The organism is Streptobacillus felis (assembly GCF_001559775.1).
In the GTDB taxonomy this organism is placed as follows: Bacteria; Fusobacteriota; Fusobacteriia; order Fusobacteriales; family Leptotrichiaceae; genus Streptobacillus; species Streptobacillus felis.
On record NZ_LOHX01000287.1, the window covers coordinates 22140 to 43610 of the forward strand.

The 21471-nt window shown below is 27.7% G+C and carries 22 protein-coding genes; 21 read left to right on the forward strand and 1 reads right to left on the reverse strand.

What is annotated here, in order from left to right; translation table 11 throughout:
- Nucleotides 1–8 precede the first annotated feature (8 nt).
- The 21 genes from AYC60_RS04935 to AYC60_RS05035 all read left to right on the forward strand — a co-directional run bounded on the left by AYC60_RS04935 (nt 9) and on the right by AYC60_RS05035 (nt 20402).
- Nucleotides 9–1730 carry a proline--tRNA ligase gene (locus AYC60_RS04935; RefSeq protein ID WP_067321906.1) on the forward strand — a complete coding sequence of 574 codons (1722 nt, stop codon included), beginning with the start codon at nt 9–11 and terminating at the stop codon, nt 1728–1730.
- 40 nt (nt 1731–1770) lie between these two features.
- Complete coding sequence (locus tag AYC60_RS04940) at nt 1771–2769, forward strand: hypothetical protein (RefSeq protein WP_156447679.1); 999 nt, start codon at nt 1771–1773, stop codon at nt 2767–2769.
- 70 nt (nt 2770–2839) lie between these two features.
- Nucleotides 2840–3556, forward strand: coding sequence for an AzlC family ABC transporter permease (locus AYC60_RS04945; RefSeq protein WP_067321912.1), 717 nt, complete (start codon nt 2840–2842; stop codon nt 3554–3556).
- A complete protein-coding gene (locus AYC60_RS04950; protein ID WP_067321914.1) occupies nt 3553–3873 on the forward strand; it encodes an AzlD domain-containing protein in 321 nt (106 codons plus the stop codon). The genes AYC60_RS04945 and AYC60_RS04950 overlap by 4 nt, the downstream gene beginning before the upstream one ends.
- A gap of 8 nt (nt 3874–3881) precedes the next feature.
- Nucleotides 3882–4971 (forward strand): peptide chain release factor 2 gene (gene prfB, locus AYC60_RS04955; protein ID WP_156447680.1). Its coding sequence is split into 2 segments (ribosomal slippage): nt 3882–3953 and nt 3955–4971, totalling 1089 coding nucleotides; the frame shifts between segments, so codons are not numbered across the junction.
- 11 nt (nt 4972–4982) lie between these two features.
- Nucleotides 4983–5519 carry a hypoxanthine phosphoribosyltransferase gene (gene hpt, locus AYC60_RS04960; protein WP_067321932.1) on the forward strand — a complete coding sequence of 179 codons (537 nt, stop codon included), beginning with the start codon at nt 4983–4985 and terminating at the stop codon, nt 5517–5519.
- A 17-nt stretch (nt 5520–5536) separates the two neighbouring features.
- Nucleotides 5537–6823, forward strand: coding sequence for an adenylosuccinate synthase (locus tag AYC60_RS04965; protein WP_067321935.1), 1287 nt, complete (start codon nt 5537–5539; stop codon nt 6821–6823).
- Entirely contained in the window at nt 6823–8253 is a 1431-nt protein-coding gene (purB, locus tag AYC60_RS04970; protein WP_067321938.1) for an adenylosuccinate lyase, read from the forward strand. The genes AYC60_RS04965 and purB overlap by 1 nt, the downstream gene beginning before the upstream one ends.
- Nucleotides 8253–12644, forward strand: a complete 4392-nt coding sequence (locus AYC60_RS04975; protein ID WP_067321940.1) for a PolC-type DNA polymerase III — start codon at nt 8253–8255, stop codon at nt 12642–12644. Before purB ends, AYC60_RS04975 begins: the two co-directional genes overlap by 1 nt.
- A 67-nt stretch (nt 12645–12711) precedes the next feature.
- Complete coding sequence (gene argS, locus AYC60_RS04980; RefSeq protein WP_067321942.1) at nt 12712–14430, forward strand: arginine--tRNA ligase; 1719 nt, start codon at nt 12712–12714, stop codon at nt 14428–14430.
- A gap of 78 nt (nt 14431–14508) precedes the next feature.
- Complete coding sequence (locus AYC60_RS04985; protein WP_156447681.1) at nt 14509–15108, forward strand: ribonuclease HII; 600 nt, start codon at nt 14509–14511, stop codon at nt 15106–15108.
- A gap of 9 nt (nt 15109–15117) precedes the next feature.
- Complete coding sequence (locus tag AYC60_RS04990; protein ID WP_067321945.1) at nt 15118–15348, forward strand: hypothetical protein; 231 nt, start codon at nt 15118–15120, stop codon at nt 15346–15348.
- A 155-nt stretch (nt 15349–15503) separates the two neighbouring features.
- Nucleotides 15504–15722, forward strand: coding sequence for a translation initiation factor IF-1 (gene infA / locus AYC60_RS04995; protein ID WP_012858377.1), 219 nt, complete (start codon nt 15504–15506; stop codon nt 15720–15722).
- A 19-nt stretch (nt 15723–15741) separates the two neighbouring features.
- Nucleotides 15742–15855, forward strand: a complete 114-nt coding sequence (rpmJ, locus tag AYC60_RS05000) for a 50S ribosomal protein L36 (protein WP_012858378.1) — start codon at nt 15742–15744, stop codon at nt 15853–15855.
- Nucleotides 15856–15993: 138 nt separating this feature from the next.
- On the forward strand, nt 15994–16359 hold the full coding sequence (gene rpsM, locus AYC60_RS05005; protein ID WP_067321947.1) for a 30S ribosomal protein S13: 366 nt from the start codon (nt 15994–15996) through the stop codon (nt 16357–16359).
- A 26-nt stretch (nt 16360–16385) separates the two neighbouring features.
- A complete protein-coding gene (gene rpsK / locus AYC60_RS05010) occupies nt 16386–16769 on the forward strand; it encodes a 30S ribosomal protein S11 (RefSeq protein WP_066900371.1) in 384 nt (127 codons plus the stop codon).
- A gap of 28 nt (nt 16770–16797) precedes the next feature.
- Entirely contained in the window at nt 16798–17385 is a 588-nt protein-coding gene (rpsD, locus tag AYC60_RS05015; RefSeq protein WP_067321949.1) for a 30S ribosomal protein S4, read from the forward strand.
- A 54-nt stretch (nt 17386–17439) separates the two neighbouring features.
- Nucleotides 17440–18408, forward strand: coding sequence for a DNA-directed RNA polymerase subunit alpha (locus AYC60_RS05020; RefSeq protein ID WP_067321951.1), 969 nt, complete (start codon nt 17440–17442; stop codon nt 18406–18408).
- Between the two features lie 39 nt (nt 18409–18447).
- Nucleotides 18448–18825 (forward strand): 50S ribosomal protein L17, encoded by a 378-nt coding sequence (gene rplQ, locus AYC60_RS05025; RefSeq protein WP_012858383.1) that lies wholly within the window; start codon nt 18448–18450, stop codon nt 18823–18825.
- Nucleotides 18826–18873: 48 nt separating this feature from the next.
- Nucleotides 18874–19491 (forward strand): hypothetical protein, encoded by a 618-nt coding sequence (locus AYC60_RS05030; protein ID WP_067321953.1) that lies wholly within the window; start codon nt 18874–18876, stop codon nt 19489–19491.
- Between the two features lie 158 nt (nt 19492–19649).
- Nucleotides 19650–20402 carry a type I restriction-modification system subunit M gene (locus AYC60_RS05035; protein ID WP_082762572.1) on the forward strand — a complete coding sequence of 251 codons (753 nt, stop codon included), beginning with the start codon at nt 19650–19652 and terminating at the stop codon, nt 20400–20402.
- A 143-nt stretch (nt 20403–20545) separates the two neighbouring features.
- Here AYC60_RS05035 and AYC60_RS05040 read toward each other — a convergent pair whose 3' ends face one another.
- A complete protein-coding gene (locus tag AYC60_RS05040) occupies nt 20546–21283 on the reverse strand; it encodes a hypothetical protein (RefSeq protein WP_067321955.1) in 738 nt (245 codons plus the stop codon).
- Nucleotides 21284–21471: the final 188 nt, after the last annotated feature.

The following is a 21471-nucleotide window of genomic DNA, read 5'->3' on the forward strand; positions in this document are numbered from 1 at the left end:
GAGAAATTATGAGATTTTCAAAATCTTTTATAAAAACATATAAAGAAGTGCCAAAAGAGGCAGAAACAATATCACATCAATTAATGCTTAGAGCATCTATGATAAGACAATTAACAAGAGGAGTATATACATATTTACCTTTAGGGCTTAAAGTTTTAAAGAAAATAGAAAATATTGTTAGAGAAGAATTAAATAGAATAGATGCACAAGAAATACTAATGCCAGTATTACAACCAGCTGATTTATGGCAAGAATCTGGAAGATGGTTCTCATATGGTGCAGAATTAATGAGATTACATGATAGAAATAATAGAGATTTTGTATTAGGACCAACACATGAGGAAGTAATAGTTGACCTATTTAGAAATACAGTTACATCATATAAAGATCTTCCATTAAATATATATCAAATTCAAACTAAATTTAGAGATGAAAGAAGACCTAGATTCGGATTAATGCGTGGAAGAGAATTCATAATGAAGGATGCATATAGTTTTCACTTAACACAAGAATGTTTAGATAAAGAATACAATAATGTTAAAGAAGCTTATTGTAGAATATTTGAACGTTGTGGATTAGACTTTAGAGCAGTTGATGCTGATACTGGAAGTATAGGTGGATCAGAAAGTCATGAATTTATGGTTCTTGCTTCAAGTGGAGAAGATGATATACTTTATTCAGATAAATCAGATTATGCAGCTAATGTTGAAAAAGCAGTTTCAGTTTTAGACTTTGTTATGGATGAATCAACAGAGCTTGAAAAAGAATTAGTTGCAACTCCTGATATGAAAACTATAGAAGAAGTTTCAAGTTTCTTAAATGTAGATCCTTCAAAAACTATTAAATCAGTTCTATTAAAAGAAGAACAAGAAGATAAATCTTTTGTATATTATGTTGCTGTAATTAGAGGAGATTTAGAAATTAATGATGTAAAAGTAAAAAACATTTTTGGAGCTAAAATAGATCTTGAAATGATGACAGATAAAGACTTAGAAAAATTAGGATTTGTTGGTGGATATTTCTCGCCGTTAAAAGATATACCTTGTTTAGGAAAAGTTAAAGTAGTTATAGATGAGTCAGTTAAATATATGAAAAATTTTGTAGGTGGAGCAAATATTGAAGGACATCACTACAAAAATATGAATTTATCAGATATACATTTTGATTTATCTGGAGATATTAGAAAAGCACAAAAAGGAGATAAAGCTCTTGATGGTGGAACTTTAGATATAGCTAGAGGAATAGAGGTAGGGCATATATTTAAATTAGGTAAAAAATATTCTACAGCTATGAATACTAAAGTGTTAAATGATAAGGGAGTTGCAGAAACTGTAATTATGGGATGCTATGGAATAGGTATATCAAGAGTTGCAGCTGCAGCTATAGAACAAAACTTTGATGATTTTGGAATTATATGGCCTAAATCAATAGCTCCATATTTAGTAGACCTAATTTTACTTAATACTAAAGATGAAGTTGCTAAAGAAGTTTCAGAAAAAATATATGCTGATATGGTAGCTAATAATATAGATGTAATATATGATGATAGAAATGAAAAAGCTGGATTTAAATTTAAAGATGCAGACTTAATAGGAATTCCTTTAAAGATAATAGTTGGAAAAGGTGCTGCAGATGGATTAGTTGAAGTTAAACATAGAGATGGAAGCTATTCTGGAGAAATTAAAATAGAAGATGTAATAACATATATTAAAGAATTTGAAAAAAATTAATTTAGGTGTCATTTTGGCACCTTTTTTTGAAGGGAGAAAAGTGAATAAAAAATTTAGAAGACTAATATTATTAATCATTTTAATAATGAGTATATTTGTATATTTTGAAGCAAAAAAAGAAGAAAATTTTAAAGAAGTTATATATTCTAAACCTAAAAAATTTTCTATAGATAAAATTGACGTAGATTTATCATTAGAAGTGCCTAAAAATGAAATATGTGAAAATGTAGAAAAATGTGCACTTTTAGGAGATTTATACTTAGATGAATACTATTTTGACTTTGGGGAAGAAGAATTTGAAGAATTTGAAACTGAGAGTGATAAAATAGGTGATATGGATGCTAGAAAAGTTTTAGGACTAGTTGAAGTTAAAGATGATAAATTAGATAAAATAGATTTTAAAATGAAAGCAAATCAAGAAAAAAACTTTAGAGAAATATTTAATATATTTGTTAAAATGACACCTAAAAAATGGAGAGAAGATATTACTTTGGTTGAAGCTTATTCTAATAGTTTTTCAGCAGCATATGTAAGCACTACAGAAGATAGTTTAGAAGAACAAATGCTTGGTATAAATGTTGATGATGTAAATGATAGTAAAGATGGTATTATTAGTGTCCTTATACATGAACTAGGCCATGTATTTTCCTTAAATAAATCTCAGTATAAAATACTTGATTGTGAAGAAGTAGAATTTGGGAATGAATTAGAATGTTTTCTTGATGATTCATATTTAAATAAATTCTATAAAACTTTTTACTTAAACGTTTCTAGAGATTGGAGAGAAAATAGTAATAAATCTGAAATTGATTTTCAAAAATTTTATGAAATAAATAAGGATAATTTTGTTTCATCATATGCAGTAAATAATATATATGAAGATTTTTCTGATAGTTTTATGTTCTTTGTTCTTAATCAATTTCCAGAAGAAGGTAAAGCATATGAGGAAAAAATTAAATTTTTCTATAATTATCCAGAACTTGTGCTTTTACGTGCACAACTACTTAAAAATATTGTTGATAATGATTTACATAAATAAATTACCTTTAAATTTAGGAGATTTTTTGATATAATATGTGTATAAATGGATAATTATTTGGAGTAAAATTATGGACTTAATTAAAAAATTTAATAAACAAGAATTTATTGAAGGATTGAAAGCGGCAAAAGGTATTGCTATAGCTTTCATACCTTTTGGTTTTGCCCTTGGTTTAATAGCAAATAGCTATAATGTAAATGCAGTAATATCATCAGCCATGACTTTTATAATCTATTCTGGAGCTTCACAAGTTCTTTTGTATAAGATATTTGAAAGTTCTAATTTTGATATTTTTTCTGCAGTATTTGCAGCGGCTATGTTAAATTTTAGATATGTATTAATAAATATACCTATGTACAAGGCATTAAATGGTTATGATAGAAAATCAAAATCTTTAGTTGGTGTAATGTTTACTGATGAAACTGTAGCCTTTTTAGCTCTTAAAAAAAATAAAAGTCTGTCTTTTGCTTTTGGGGTTAATTTACTAGGTTATTTAAGTTTTTCATTAAGTTCAGTTTTTGGAGTACTTTTAGGAAACTATGTACCACTTATTATAATTAACTCTATGAAATTTGTACTTTATGGAACATTCTTGTCTTTATTAATATCAAGTTTAATAATGGATATTAAAAACTTAAAGATAGTATTGATTGCTTTAGGTTTAAAATTAATATTTATGTTTATATATCCATTTAATCTTATTCCACAAAGTTTACAAATAGTGTTAATATTAACACTTACTAGTTTAATATATGCAATAATATCAGTAAGGAGGGACGTAAAATGAAAATGTGGTTAGTAGTTATACTTGCTGGTATCGTTACTCAACTTTTTAGAATTTCTGGAGAATATATACCTATACCTAGAAATAAGTTTATGGATAGATTTTTAGAGGCTATCCCTATTTCTGTATTAGTTATATTATTTTTTCCAGATATTTTTGTTTCTATAGGTATGAAAATGCATGAAATAGCAATAGCAATTTTTGCGTCTATCTTAATAGTTATTATGACTATAAAAAATGTTGATTTAGGTAAAATTATGATGATAACAGTATTTACTGTAGTCATACTTAATTTAATACTAACCAAAATATTTGCTTAGGAGAGTGTATGGAAGAATACGAATTAAAAAAAATTATAGAGGAAAAGAATAGTGATTTTAATGATATAAAGGAGCATCTTTGACTTAGATAAATTAAAACAAGAATTAGAAGAAAAAGAAAAACTTACTCTAGAGGAAGGATTCTATAAAGATCAAAATAAATCACAAGTAGTACTAAAAGATATTTCTTTTCTTAAAGAAAGAATTGGAGATATTACTAAATTAATTACTTTAAATGATAATGTTCAAATATTATTAGAGTTCTACAAACAAGAAGAAATTAGTTTAGAAGAATTAGAAGTAGAAACTAAGGAATTTGTTGAAGAGCTTGATAAATTTAAAGTAAAATTATTGTTAAATGGTAAATATGACAAAAATTCAGCTATACTTACTATAAATGCAGGAGCTGGTGGTACAGAAAGTTGTGATTGGGTATCTATGCTTTATAGAATGTACGATAGATGGGCTATGCAAAATAATTTTAAAATTGAAGTATTAGATATTTTACCTGGTGATGAAGCTGGTATTAAAAGTGTTACCCTTTCTATTAAAGGTGATTATGCATATGGATATTTAGATTGTGAAAAGGGAGTTCATAGATTAGTTAGAATTTCACCTTTTGACTCTAATGCAAGACGTCATACTTCATTTGCTGCAGTTAATGTAACTCCTGAAATAGAAGATGATGTTGAGGTTAATCTAAAAAAAGAAGATTTAAAAATAGATACATATAGGGCAAGTGGTGCTGGAGGTCAACATGTTAATACTACAGATTCAGCAGTTAGAATTACTCATTTACCCACAGGAATAGTAGTTACTTGTCAAAATGAAAGATCACAGAACAAAAATTTAAATTCAGCTATGAAGGTATTAAGAGCAAAACTATTTGAAATAGAAATGAAAAATAGAGAAAATGAATTAAAAGATTTAAAAGGTACTGAATCTAAAATTGAATGGGGTTCACAAATTAGATCTTATGTATTCCAACCATATAAATTAGTTAAAGATCATAGAACTAATTATGAAGAAGGTAATGTTGATAAGGTTATGGATGGAGACATTAATGCATTTATAGATGAATACTTAAAGATAAGGTAGGTTGAAAGGAAATGAAATACAAGGTAGAAGTTGCAATTAAGGAAGATGAAATTGCAAAAAGAGTAAAAGAAATTGCTGATGAAATTACTAAAATGTATGAAAATCAAAGTTTACTTTTAGTTGGTTTACTAAGAGGTTCAGCAATGTTCTTGGCAGATATTGCTAGAAAAATTGACTATAACAAAGTTGACTTAACTATTGATTTTATGGATGTTTCAAGTTATGGAAATTCTATGGAAAGTTCAAGAGAAGTAAGAATTTTAAAAGATCTTGAAGAAGATGTTAATGGAAGACATATATTGATTATAGAAGATATAGTTGATACTGGAAGAACTTTAAGTGAGGTAAAAAAAATACTTTTAACAAGAAATCCTGAAACTTTAAGAATTTGTACTTTACTTGATAAACCTGAAAGAAGAGAAGTAGAAATTGATGTAGATTATATAGGATTTAAAATACCAGATTTCTTTGTAGTAGGTTATGGTATAGATTATGCACAAAAACATAGAACACTTCCATTTGTTGGAAAAGTTGTAGAAATAAAATAGGAGAGAAGGTAGAAAATATGAAAAAATATAATACTTATGTTGTAGTAGGAACACAATGGGGAGATGAAGGTAAAGGAAAAATTATAGATGTATTATCTCCAGATGCAGATTATGTAGTTAGATATCAAGGTGGAAATAATGCAGGTCATACTGTAATAGTAGGAGAAGATAAGTTCATATTACATTTATTACCATCAGGTGTAATTAATAATAAAGGTAAATGTATTATAGGTTCAGGAGTAGTAGTTGACATAGATGTATTATTAGATGAAATTTCTAAACTTGAGTCTAGGGGTAAGGATTTAAGTAACCTATATGTAGATGAAAGAACACATGTTATTATGCCATATCATATTTCTATTGATAAAGCTAAAGAAGAGGCACTTGGAGAAAATAAAATAGGGACTACTCAAAGAGGAATAGGTCCTTGCTATAATGATAAAATTTCAAGAAATGGAATTAGAATGGGAGATTTATTAGACTTTGATAGATTCAAAGATAAATTAGAATGGAATATTAAAGAAAAAAATGATATTTTAGAAAAATATGGATATCCAACATTCTCTTTTGAAGAATTATTAGAAAAATATAAAGTTTTAGCTGAAAAAATGAAAGATAGAATAATAGATTCAGTATTTGAAATTAACCAAGCTGTTGTGGAAGGTAAAAAAGTTCTATTTGAAGGAGCTCAAGCATTAATGTTAGATATAGATTATGGAACTTATCCATATGTTACAACATCATCTCCTACAGCTGGAGGAGCTTGTGTTGGAAGTGGAGTTTCACCTAATAAAATAAATAGAGTATTAGGAGTAATGAAAGCATATACAACTCGTGTTGGTGAAGGACCTTTCCCTACAGAATTAAATAATGAAATTGGTGAAAATTTAAGAGCTGTAGGACATGAATTTGGAGCTACAACAGGTAGACCAAGAAGATGTGGATGGTTAGATTTAGTTGTTGGTAAATATGCAACATTAATTAATGGATTAACAGATATAGTATTAACAAAATTAGATGTATTAACAGGGCTTGAAACTATCAAAGTAGCTATAGCTTATGATATTAATGGTAAGATACATCAAACTTATTCTGCTAACTTAAGAAAATCACAAGAAATAGAGATAATATATAAAGAATTCCCAGGATGGACAGAAGATATATCTAAAATTAAAAATTATGAAGAATTACCTGAAAACTGTAAGAGATATGTTGAATTTATTGAAGGTTATTTAGAAACTCCAGTAAGTTTAATTTCAGTAGGACCAAGTAGAGAACAAAATATTTATAGAGGTGAATTTTAATGAATAAATACGTGAATCCATTATGCGAAAGATATGCAAGTGAAGAAATGCAATACATTTTCTCTCCAGATTTTAAATTTTCTACTTGGAGAAAACTATGGGTAAATTTAGCTAAATCTGAACAAGAATTAGGTTTAGATTTCATTACAGATGATATGATTAAAGAAATGGAAGAAAATATTCATAATATAGACTATAGTTTAGCCGCTAAATATGAAAAGGATTTAAAACATGATGTTATGGCTCATGTACATACTTTTGGTGATTTAGTTCCTAATGCTAGAAAGATTATTCATTTAGGTGCAACTAGTGCATATGTTGGAGATAATACAGATATTATACAAATAAAAGAAGGTTTATTACTTGTTAGAAAAAAATTAGTATCTGTAATAGAAAGAATGGCAAAATTTGCAGAAATGTATAAAGGGTTACCTACTTTAGGATTTACACACTTTCAAGCAGCACAACTTACTACAGTAGGTAAAAGAGCTTCACTTTGGATACAATCACTACTTTATGATTTAGAAGAATTAGAATTTAGATTAGATAATTTAAAATTTAGAGGAGCTAAAGGTACTACTGGTACACAAGCAAGCTATAAAGAACTATTTAATGATTTTGAAAAAGTAAAAAAATTAGATGAATTAGTTACAGAAAAAGCAGGATTTAAAGTTAAACAGACTTTATCTTCTCAAACTTATGATAGAAAACAAGATTCACAAATCTTACAACTTTTATCTAATATTGCACAAAGTGCTCATAAAATAACTAATGATTTTAGAATATTACAACATTTAAAAGAGATAGAAGAACCATTTGGTAAAAAACAAATAGGATCATCAGCTATGGCATATAAAAGAAATCCTATGAGAAGTGAAAGAGTAGCTTCACTTGCAAAATTTGTTATGGCTAATGGTCATAATGGAGAATTAGTTGCATCTACTCAATGGTTTGAAAGAACTTTAGATGATTCTGCTGACAAAAGATTATCTGTACCACAAAGCTTTTTAGCTATAGATGGTATATTAATACTATTGTTAAATATTTTTGAAAATACTGTAGTATATGAAAAAATTATAAAAAGAAATCTTGATAAAGAATTACCGTTTATGGCTACTGAAAATATAATAATGAAAGCCGTTGAAAATGGTATGGATAGACAAGATGTACATGAAATTATTAGAGAATTATCTATGGAAGCTGCTAAGAATGTTAAACTTGAAGGACTTGATAATAATTTAATAGAATTAATTAAAAAAGATGGTAGATTAGATATTATTAAAGATGAAATAGATAGCATACTTGAAGCAGAAAGATTTATAGGATATTCAAAAGAACAGGTAGAAGAGTTCTTAAATAATGATATCTATCCTGTTTTAGATAAGTATAAAGAAGAGATAATCAAATCACATACGGAGATAGATAAATAATGAAAAAAGGTTATACTATACTTACAGTTAAAGAAGATACCCTAAATATTAATGATATAAAGGTAACTGAAATAGTATTACTTAGATCAAGATTAGAAGAAGTTATAATAAATTTTGATATTATTAACATAGAAAATGTATTTACAAATTTAGACGTAATTAGAAGAGTGTTGGAAGAACAAGTTTCCGACATTCTTCACGTTAAATTTAATACAAATAAATGTGAAAAAGAAAAATTTAGTATAGAAGAAATAATAAAATATACTATTTCGTTTGTAAAGTATGGAAATAAAATTTTATCTTCAAATATTATAGGCCATACATATGTTCAAACTGAAAAAGACCTAACTATAAAATTAATAACACTTTCAAATTTAGGTGAAAAGACAAATAAGAAATTGAAAAAGTTTTTTAATGAAATGATAAATCAAGTATTTTCTCAAGATTTTAATATAGAAATAACACACGAATTTAATGAAAAAGAAGCTCCAGTAATAAAGGAGACTAAAAAAGAAGAAATTACCTTTCCTAAAATCACTATTCAAAAAGAAGTTAAAAAACCAGGTATAGTAAATAATAAAAAATTTGCAAAATCAAAATTAAGTTTAAGTAAGTTTACTGATGTAGAAGAATTAATGATAGGTCAAGAAATAGCCCTAAAAGGTGAAATATTTTACCTAGATATAGCTGCAACTAAAAGTGGTAAATTAAAAATAGTAATATATATTACTGATAACGAAAATTCAGTAGCATGTACAAAGTTTGTAAATGATAAAGAAGAAATTGCTTTTAAAGTTGGAGATGTTGTTGAAATAGCTGGTAAATATGAAAAATTTTATGACGATTATTCTATAATTATTAGAAGTATTAATATAGTTGAGGTAGAAAATAGGGAAAGAAATGATAATGCAGAAGAAAAAAGAATAGAGCTTGCTGCTCATACTAATATGAGTGATATGCTATCAACTATAGAACCTAAATCTGGAAAAGAAGGTTCTTTGGTTAGTAGAGCAAGAAAGTTTGGGCATAAAGCTGTAGCAGTTACAGATTATGGAGTAGTTCATGCATTTCCATTTGTAGCCATGGGTGTTAAAGATGATGAAGAATTTAAAGTAATATATGGTATAGAAGCATATATGGTAGATGATAGCGCACCTTTAATAGTAAATGCAAAAGATGTGTTTATAGAAGAGGAAGAATTCGTAGTATTTGATATAGAGACTACGGGATTTTCACCAGTAAATGATAAAATAATAGAAATAGGTGCTGTAAAAATAAAGAATGGAAAAGTATTAGATAGATTTTCAGAATTTATTAATCCAGAAAGGATAATACCTAAAAAAATAGTAGAACTTACTGGTATTAATGATACTATGGTTAAAAATAGTGATACTATAGATAAGGTTATGCCAAGATTTTTAGATTTTGTTAAAGGTACAACTTTAGTAGCCCACAATGCAAAATTTGACGTAGGTTTCATATCTAAAAAATGTGAAGTTTTAAATCTTGATTCAGATTTTTCATATATAGATACATTAGAATGGGCCAAAATATTAGTAGATGATGTTAAAAGATTTAGTTTAGATGCATTAACTAAGAGATTTAATATTAAATTAGATAATCACCATAGAGCTGTTGATGATGCAAATGCTACAGCAGAACTTTTCAGAGAATTATTAGCTTTAGTTTCTGCAAAAGGAGTTGAAAGATTAATAGATGTAACTGAGAAGTTGGTGAAGAAACCAAAAATAGCTGATACAGAAAATATTACTATTTTAGTAAAAAATTTAGCAGGTTTAAAAAGACTATATGAACTTGTATCTATATCACATTTAAAATATTATGGTGAAAAGAAACCTAGAATATTAAAAACTGATTTAGAAAAAGATAGAGATAATTTTTTAATTTCTTCTAGTCCTATTTATTCTGGTAGATTTAATAAGGGTAAACTTGTAAGTCTTTATGTAAGAGGAATATCTAATGATGAAATTATGAAAGAATTAGACTTCTATGATTATGTTCAAATTTATCCTAAGAGTATATATAATGATGCTATAGAAATGGAAGAGATTTCAAATTATGATTTCATAGAAAAAATGAATAGAGATTTTGTTGAAATGGCTAAAAATAAGAATAAGTTAGCTGTTGCAACAGGTAATGTATATTATTTAGATGATAAGGATAGAAAATCAAAGGCTGCCCTTTTATTAGGATCAGATAGAGCTTTTAGAACTTATCAAATAGATACAGGTAATTATTTTAGAACTACAGAAGAAATGTTAGATGAATTTAGTTATTTAAATGATGAAGATATTAAAGATGTAGTAATATATAATACGCATAAAATAAATGATCAAATTGAAAAAATCAAACCTATACCTGATGGAGACTACAAACCGGTAATGGAAGGTGCAGAAGATGAAGTAAGGAATATGACATATACTAGGGCATATGAACTTTATGGAAATCCTCTACCTGAAGCTGTAGAAAGTCGTGTTAAAAGAGAACTAGATTCAATTATAGGTAATGGATTTGCTGTTTTATACTTAATAGCACAAAAACTTGTTAAAAAATCAGTTGATAATGGATATTTAGTAGGTTCAAGGGGATCTGTTGGATCATCTATAGTTGCATATTTTATGGGAATTACTGAGGTTAATGCACTTTACCCTCATTATAGATGTGAAAAATGTAAATATTTTGAAATGAAGGATTTTGAAGGTTCAGGTGTTGATTTAGAAGAGAAAAAATGTCCAAATTGTAATTGTGATTTAATAAGAGATGGACATTCTATACCTTTTGAAGTATTTATGGGATTTAAGGGGGATAAGACTCCTGATATAGATCTTAATTTCTCTGGAGAATATCAAAGTGAAATACATAAATATACTAAGGAACTTTTTGGTGATGATTATGTATTTAGGGCAGGTACTATATCAGGACTTGCAGAAAAAAATGCATATACTACAGCGAAAAAATACTTTGAAGAAAGTATAAAGAAAGAATTTGAAAATGAAATATATTCGAAATATAATATGAGTTTAAAAAAATTAGACCCTATAACTAAGGCTAGTGAAGAAAAAAGATTAGATGAAAAAATAAATGATTATTGTAATAGGAATAAGGCTGAAATATATAGAGTGGCTACTAAATGTACTGGTGCAAGAAAAACAACAGGTCAGCATCCAGGAGGTATGATAGTAGTTCCAAATTATAAGTCTATATATGATTTTACTCCAGTTCAATATCCAGCTAATGATGAAACTTCAGGCTCAGTTACAACACATTTTGATTATCACGTTATGGATCAACAGTTAGTTAAATTAGATATACTAGGTCATGATGATCCTACTACATTAAGAATGTTACAAGATTTAACAGATGTTGATATATATAACATACCTTTAACTGATAAAAAAGTAATAAGTATATTTAATAGTACTGAAGCTTTAGGAGTGACTGAAGAACAAATAGGATGTAAAATGGGTACTAATGGTATACCAGAATTTGGTACAGACTTTGTTAAGAAAATGTTAGAAGATACTTTACCTACAACTTTTGCTGAGCTTGTAAGAATATCAGGACTTTCACATGGAACAGATGTTTGGTTAAATAATGCTCAAGAATATGTTAGAGATGGAGTTGCTACATTAAGTGAAGTTATTACTGTTAGGGATGACATTATGAATAGACTTATAGATAAGGGTATGGATAAATCAGAAGCTTTCAATATTATGGAATTTGTTCGTAAAGGACAGCCTTCTAAAAATAAGGAAAAATGGGCAGAATACAAAAATAGTATGATGGCAAATAATATAGATGAATGGTATATAGAATCATGTGAAAAGATTAAATATATGTTCCCTAAAGGACATGCTGTAGCCTATGTTATGATGGCCGTTAGAATAGCATATTTTAAAGTATATTATCCACTAGAGTTCTACAATGCCTTTTTAAATAGAAAATATGATGATTTTTCATTTAAAGAAATGTATGGTACTATAGAAGAAATAAAAATTAATTTACAAAAAAGAAAAGATTTAGAAACTAGAGATCTTAAAGTACTGGATAAAAAACAAATAATACTTTTTGAAATACTTATAGAAATGTATTATAGAGGAATAGAATTATTACCTATAGACATATATAAATCTGATGCTATGAAATTTACTATAGAAGATGGTAAAATAAGAATACCACTTATAGCTATGGATCAATTAGGTGAAGTAGTTGCAAAAACTATAGCTGAAGAAAGAGAAATAAAAGAGTTTACCTCTATTGAAGACCTTAGTAAAAGGTGTAAAATTTCAAAAACAGTACTTGAAATGTTAAAAACTTTTGGTTGTATAGATTCATCTATTCCAGAATCTAATCAATTAACTCTTTTTTGACATTGACAACAAAGTTAAATAAGAGTATAATAAAGCGAAATAATAAAGAAAAATAAAGGAGGACAGAATGAAAATACTTATTAATCAAGTTTTAGATGTTTTAAATGAAAATATAAAAAAATTATATGATTTTGAATTAACTGAATTAGATATCCAAAATGCGACAAAAAAAGAATTTGGAGATTATCAAACAAATTTTGCTATGCAAAAATCTAAAATGTTAGGTAAAAATCCAAGGGAAATCGCAAATTCTATAGTAGAAAATTTTGATGGTAAAGGTGTAATTTCAAAAGTAGAAGTTGCAGGGCCTGGATTTATTAATTTCTTTATCAATACTGAATTATTAAATAAAGAGACAGAAAAATTAGGTAAAGAAGCTTATGAATATGGAGTAGCTAATGATAAAATAGTTGCGATAGATTATTCATCACCAAATATTGCAAAAAGAATGCACGCAGGTCACTTAAGAAGTACTATAATAGGAGATGCTTTAAAGAGAATATATAGAGAATTAGGATTTACAGTATATGGAGATAACCATATAGGAGATTGGGGAACACAATTTGGTAAATTAATAGTTGCTTACAATAACTGGTTAGATAAAGAGGCTTATGAAGCTAATGCAATTGAAGAATTAGAAAGAATATATGTACTATTTTCTCAAAAAGCAAAAGAAAATCCTGTTCTAGAAGAACAAGCAAGAGAAGAATTAAGAAAAGTTCAAGCAGGAGATCCTGTTAACTATGCATTATGGAAGGAATTTATTACTTCTTCATTAAGAGAATATGATAAAGTATATAAGAGATTAGATATTGAATTTGAATTATTCAATGGAGAATCTTTCTATAATGATATGATGCCTGAAGTTTTAGAAAAATTAAAAGAAAAAGGTATAGCTAAACAAGATCAAGGTGCATTAGTTGTATTCTTCCCTAATGATGAATTACCACCTTGTATAGTTCAAAAGAAAGATAACTCTTTCCTATATTCAACTTCAGATTTAGCAACTATAGTTTATAGAAAAGATGAATTAAATGTTGATATAGCTATTTATGTTGTTGATGAAAGACAATCAGATCACTTTAAACAAGTATTTAGAATAGCTGAAATGTTAGGAGCGCCATATGATTATGATAAATTCCATACAAAATTTGGAATAATGAGATTTGGTGATGGAACTATATTCTCAACTCGTGGTGGAGATGTAATTAGACTTGAAGATATTTTAAATAAAGCTAAAGAAAAAGTTCAAGAAATAGTGGATGAAAAAAATCCAGAGTTATCTCAAGAAGAAAGAGAGTATATTGCAGAAACTGTAGGTGTTGGAGCAATTAAATACTTTGATCTAAGTCAAAACAGAGCATCTGGAATAACATTTACTTGGGATAAAGTTTTAAGCTTTGAAGGAAATACAGGACCTTACTTACAATATTCTTATGTAAGAATTATGTCTATATTAAGAAAAGCAAAAGAATTAGGAATAGGATTTGAAGGATCTAAATTCTTAGTTGAAGGTAGCGGACTTGCAGATAGAAACTTAGCAGTTTCATTACATAAATTACCTACGGCAGTTATTAAAGCATATGAAACAAATAGACCTAACTTAATAGCTGAATATATATATTCATTAACTAAAGAATTTAATTCTTTCTATAATTCAAACCAAGTTATAGATCAAGATAACTTAGAATTAACTAAAGCAAGACTTGCTTTATGTGAAAAAACAGCAGTTGTAATTAAGAAAGCTTTAAGCTTACTTGGAATTAGAACAGTAGATAAAATGTAATAAATAAATGGCACATTGGTGCCATTTTTATTTACTTTTAATCATCCTTAGGGTATAATGTAAATAGGAGATGATAAAGTGGAACTTAGGGATTTTGATAAAGGATATAAGAAAAAGGTTGTAGGAGTAGATGAAGCTGGACGTGGACCACTCGCAGGACCTGTAGTTGCAGCTTGTGTATATATTAAAAGATATAGTAAAGAACTTGAAGAATTAAATGATTCAAAAAAATTAAGTGATAAAAAAAGAAGAGAATTATATAACTTTTTAACTTATAGTAAAAATATTATCTATGGAGTAGGAATAGTTGATGAAGAAGTTATAGATGAAATTAATATTTTAAATGCAACTTTCTTAGCTATGAATAATGCTTTAAATGAAATAGAAGTAGGAGATAAAATGGTACTTGTTGATGGTAATAAGGAAATAAAAGGTTATTTGGGTAATCAAGAAGCTGTAGTAAAAGGTGATAGTAAGTCTTTATCTATAGCAGCTGCTTCTATTATTGCTAAAGTTACAAGAGATATACTTATGGAAGAATATGATAAGAAATATCCTGGATATGGTTTTGCAAAACATAAAGGTTATGGAACAAAAATGCATTATGAATGTATTAAAGAAAAAGGAGTTTGTGATATACATAGATTAAGTTTTTTGAAAAATTTAAGTGAAAAATAGGAGAAAAAAATGCAAAAGTGTTGTATTAATTGTGGAAAAGAAGAATTCATTTTAAAAAAACTAAATCTTCCAGTAAAAGATGTTAAAGATGAAAATGACTTCACTAAAAAATTTTTTAACTTATTAAAAAACGAATGTTATTATTTAAGGGTATGTGTTTGTTGTGGAAAAACAGAACTATACAATGCAGCTATAGTTGAAAAAAACTATGAAAAAAATAACTGTAAATGTTGTAAATAAAAAAAGTAAAAAAAAGTAAAAAAATGTGTTAAAACTATTGAAAAATATATCAACTTATGATATACTTATTCAGTATAAACGATTTTGGTTTGATGAGGATTAAACTACTCATCACATTTTATTGTTTAATTTTTAGAAAGATTTGAGGTGAAAATATGGCAAAACAGGATGTTCTTGAATTAGAAGGAGAAATATTAGAAGCATTACCAAATGCAATGTTTCAAGTTCGTTTAGAAAATGGACATGTGTTATTAGGTCATATCTCAGGAAAAATGAGGATGAATTATATCAAAATTTTACCAGGAGATAAGGTTACTGTTGAAGTATCACCATATGACCTTTCTAGAGGTAGAATCGTTTATAGAAAAAAATAATATAGGAGGGTTTTTATAAATGAAAGTAAAAGCATCTGTAAAACGTATCTGTGATAAATGTAAAATTATCAAAAGACACGGAAAAGTAAGAGTAATATGCGAAAACCCTAAACACAAACAAGTACAAGGATAAACATCTAAAATTTTTATATATATTTACTTAAATTATGTAAAAATTGTAAAAATATGTTTAGCTGTAGAGCTTGTACTTTATGTTTGGGTAAAGGCATATTGAAGAAGGTAAAAAAAAATTATTTAAGGAGGAAAGGATTTGGCTAGAATCGCAGGAGTTGACATTCCAAGAAACAAAAGAGTTGAAATCTCATTAACTTATATCTACGGAATAGGAAGAAGCATTTCAAATGAAATCTTAGTAAAAGCTGGTATAAACAAAGATACTAAGGTTAAAGATTTAACTGAAGAAGAAGTAGGAAAAATCAGAACTATCGTAGAAGAATATAAGATAGAAGGAGAATTAAGAAAAGAAATTAGACTTAATATCAAGAGATTAACTGATATTAAATGTTACAGAGGTTTAAGACATAGAATGGGATTACCAGTAAGAGGTCAAAAAACTAAGACAAATGCAAGAACTAGAAAAGGTCCAGCAAAAATGGCTGTGGCTAAGAAGAAGTAAAAATTTTAGATAGGAGGACCATATAAGTGGCTAAAAAACAAGTAGTTAAGAAGAAAAAATTAAAAAATATACCTAATGGTATTGCTTATATACATTCTACTTTTAACAACACAGTTGTTACTATCACTGATAGTGAAGGTAAAGTAGTTATATGGAAATCAGGTGGTACATCTGGTTTCAAAGGTACTAAAAAAGGAACTCCATTTGCTGCACAAATAGCTGCAGAACAAGCTGCACAAGTTGCAATTGAAAATGGAATGAAAAAAATCGAAATCAAAATTAAAGGGCCTGGATCAGGAAGAGAAGCTTCAATAAGATCAATCCAAGCAACAGAGTTAGAGGTAACTAGAATAGTAGACATTACTCCAGTTCCTCATAACGGGGCTAGACCGCCTAAGAAAAAATTATAATTAACAAGGCAAAGGAGGAAATTAACAAATGGCAAGAGATAGACAGCCTATTTTAAAGAAATGTAGAACTCTTGGATTAGATCCAAGCATTTTAGGTGTAAATAAAAAATCAAAAAGAAATATAAGACCAAATGCAAATAAAAAATTAACTGAGTATGGAACTCAATTAAGAGAAAAACAAAAAGCAAGATTTGTATATGGTGTAATGGAAAAACAATTCTATAAATTATATGAAGAAGCAACAAGAAAAGAAGGAGTAACAGGTGAGTTATTACTTCAATACTTAGAAAGAAGATTAGATAACGTAGTATATAGATTAGGGTTTGGTTCAACAAGAAGACAAGCTAGACAAATAGTTAGTCACGGACATATCTTAATAAACGGTAAGAGAGTTGACATAGCTTCTTACAGAGTAAAACAAGGTGATGTAATTACTCTTAAAGAAGGATCAACAGAACTTTCAATAATTAAAGAATCAGTAGGACAAAAATCAGTTCCTGGATGGTTATCATTAGAAGAAGGAACTTTAACTGCAAAAGTTTTAGAAAATCCTACAAGAGATGCAGTTGATTTCGAAATCAACGAAGCAATGATAATCGAGTTCTATTCAAGATAATAATTGATATTATTAGATTATTGATAAAATTCTATATAAGGGAGTTGGTTTATCTTGTTAAATATTGAGAAGATAGCAAAAAACATTAAGCTTACAGAAGAGAAAATTGACCAATACAGTGCTAAGTACACATTAGAGCCACTATATAGAGGTTATGGAAATACTATTGGTAATGCATTAAGAAGAGTACTTTTATCATCAATACCTGGTTCTGCAATTAAAGGTGTAAGAATAGATGGTGTTTTAAATGAGTTTTCAATGATAGAAGGAGTAAAAGAAGCTGTTACTGATATAGTATTAAATATAAAAGAAATAGTAGTAGAACTAGATGAACCTGTTGAAAAAAGAATGAAATTATCAGTTGTAGGACCAAAAGTAATTACAGCTGCTGACATCATTCCAGATGCAGGAATAACTATAATAAATCCTGAACAAGTAATTGCTACAATTACAACAAAAAGATCTATTGAAATGGAATTTATAGTAGATTCTGGAGAAGGATTTGTAGTATCTGATGAAATTAACACTGCAGGTTGGGAAGCAGATTTCCTTGCTGTTGATGCGATATATACACCTATTAGAAAGGTAAGTTATTTAGTTGAAGATACTATGGTAGGACGTGTAACTAATTACGATAAATTAACATTGAATGTAACAACAGATGGAAGTATAGATATTCATGATGCATTATCTTATGCAGTTGAATTAATAAATATACATACAAAACCATTTGCTAATATTGGTACTGCAATGGCTAAATTTAGAAGTGAAGATGAACAAGAAATTGAAGATATTGATGAAAATCAACCATCTTTAGTTGAAGAGACTAAGATAGAAGAATTAGGTTTAACTATACGTTCATATAACTGTCTTAAAAAAGTTGAAATTAATACTATAGGAGAATTAATTAAACTTACTAAAGAAGATCTTAAGAAAATTAAGAATTTAGGTAATAAATCTGCAAAAGAAATAATTGAAAAAATGAAAGAATATGGTTATGAAATGTCTTCATCAGAAGAATAGAATACCGGATTTTAAGTAAGATAGGAGGACAAATTTTTTATGAATCACAGAAAATCATATAGAAAATTAGGAAGAAGAAGTGATCATAGATTAGCAATGATGAAGAATATGACAATATCTTTAATTAACGCTGAGCAAATCGAAACTACAGTAACTCGTGCTAAAGAGTTAAGAAAGTTCGTTGAAAGAATGATTACTTTAGGTAAAAAATATAACTTAGCTAATGACGATAAAGCAAAAGCAGTACATATATATAGACAAGTATTTGCTTTCTTAAGAAATGAAGAAGCAACTGCAAAAGTTTGTAAAGAAATAGCTCCAAGATATACAGAAAGAAATGGTGGTTACACAAGAATCATCAAAACTGATGTAAGAAGAGGGGACTCAGCTGAACTTGCAATTATAGAGTTAGTTTAATAAATAGAAAAAAATCGCTTATGCGATTTTTTTTTGAAAGGATGCATTATGAAAAAATTATTAAATATTATACTACTTTTGATTATGTTTTCTTGTACATCAGTAAATGTAAAATACAATAATATTGATGAAGTAACAATTGAAACTGCAAAAAAAAATAGTGTAAATATTAAATCTCCAGGTACTTTTGGGGTTTTAAATAAAGAATCAATTTTTATGACGACAGTAAAAAATACTGAATATGGTGCAAAACATAGAATGATAATATATGGTGTTAATAAAATAGAAGATGGTGACAAATTAGTAAAATTAGAGTACCCCTTAAATCTTAGGTTACAAGTATTTTATTATTATGGACTATTATATGCTTATGGTTTATATAAATATAGACATACAGAATTTTTTGAAATTATTACAGATAATAATAAATATCTATTACCTGTAGATGATTTACAAAAAGGTGATATCGCAGAAATTCCTGATATTATCGTTACTGATAAATTAGATATGTTACTTGATATGGCTAATTCTAATACAACATATGTTAATATTATTGATAAAAATAATAGAAAAGAAGAATTATTATTAAAACTACAAGATAAAGCATCTATTAAAGAGATGGTTTTACTATATAAATATGGAAAATCACTTAATAATTCAAAATAAATATATATTTTATGTACCCTTTAAACTGGAAAAATAAAGTTATTAGGGTACTTTTTTATATAATTAAATAACCTTACATATATTTAGAATTTTCTAATTTACAAAACACTAAAACAAAGGTATAATATTAAATAAAATAAATAGTGTGAGGTAGAAATATGTTAAATAAAGAAAGTATACAAAGACAAGAATTACATAGAAAGATATGGTCAATTGCAGATAATGTAAGAGGAGCAGTAGATGGATGGGATTTTAAACAATATATTTTAGGTATACTATTTTATAGATTTATTTCTGAAAATATGAGTGACTTTTTTAATAAGGCAGAACATGAAGCAGGAGATTTAAACTTTAACTATGCAGAACTTACTGATGAAGAAGCAAATAGGGATTTTAGACCAAGTACTGTAGAAGATAAAGGTTTCTTTATCTTACCTAGTCAATTATTTGAAAATGTAGTAAAAACAGCAAGAGAAAATGAAAATTTAAATACAGAATTAGCAAATATTTTTAAATTAATAGAAGCAAGTGCAATAGGCTATGAATCAGAAAATGATATAAAGGGCCTTTTTGAAGATGTAGATACAACAAGTAATAAATTAGGAGCAACAGTATCTGAAAAGAATAAAAGGCTTTCAGATATATTAATAGGGATATCGGAAATAAATTTTGGAGATTTTAAAGAGAATGATATAGATGCATTTGGAGATGCATATGAATATTTAATATCAAATTATGCGAGTAATGCAGGTAAATCAGGAGGAGAATTTTTCACTCCACAAATAGTTTCAAAATTACTTGCAAGAATAGTAATGGATGGAAAGAAGAAGATAAATAAGGTATACGAGATGATTTTATCCGAAATGATACAATTAAATAGTGGAAAATCCTTGAAATACAGCTTTTGTTGACTAGCTTTTAACTTTGAAATAGATTGAAGGCTTTTTTATTTTGCAGATAATGTTTAGGGGTGTCAAGAATAAATAAGGGGTGTGTGAATTTTTGTAAGGGGGTCAAGAATAAGAGGTGTTTACGTTGGGAGTTTAGATATTGGTTAAAAGTAGCCAGAAATAGCAATTCGTTTATATCTATCGGTTTCGTGCTGATTTCTATAAGTATAATGTCTTGGTTCTTGTGATACTATTTCGACTTTGTCATTAAATGTATAAGAATACTTGAAATAATCATAGTTAGTAGCTAAGAAGGCATTAACGAGGAAATCTTCTCCGTTATTAGGACATTTTTCAAGTATAGTTCTTAAGATGTACATGAAATTAGCCATGTTTTGCTTAAGTGCATCACGGTAAAAAGTAGGAACTTTATCGGGATGTTTGCTGTAATTGTTTTTGGTAAACTCCCATATAAGTTTTGACTGCCATGACATAGGATATATACCTGTACATTTTTCTGTTTCAATGATATCTTCTATGTCCACTATTTGTAAACGGTCACGTTTTGAAGAATTATCCCCACTAGGCATTGGTTGTAAATATCTTGAAGCATGTACAAAACCTAAAGAAATTGGACCGATGTGGTCAGCTGATGTTCCATCAAAGAACCTGCTTCCCATGAATTGGTTAGCCGCGTGAATATTACCATCACTCCAATATTCATATGCACGTCTATCTTTAGTGTAAGACTTTAAGTTTTCTTTTGAACGTCCTTTATCTTGGATAGCTCTACAACAACGATTATAAGTATGGAATCCATCATATCGATCTGGAAAATTTGACATTGCACCGGGACCCAAGCATTTTTTTATTTCATTTTCGACAAGCATATTCCAGTGCATCAATGATTTCCTCTTTAGTAGCGGTTGAAGCATTTAAATTAAGAGAACCTTTGGTAATTAAAAAAGAAGCAATAGCTGTTTCGAGTACTCCGTTGTTAATTAAATCATCCCATATATCACTAATATTCTCACAATCTGTATACTCTGAACTAAACTGCTTATTAAGTGATTTGAGAAAGTTTGTGTTC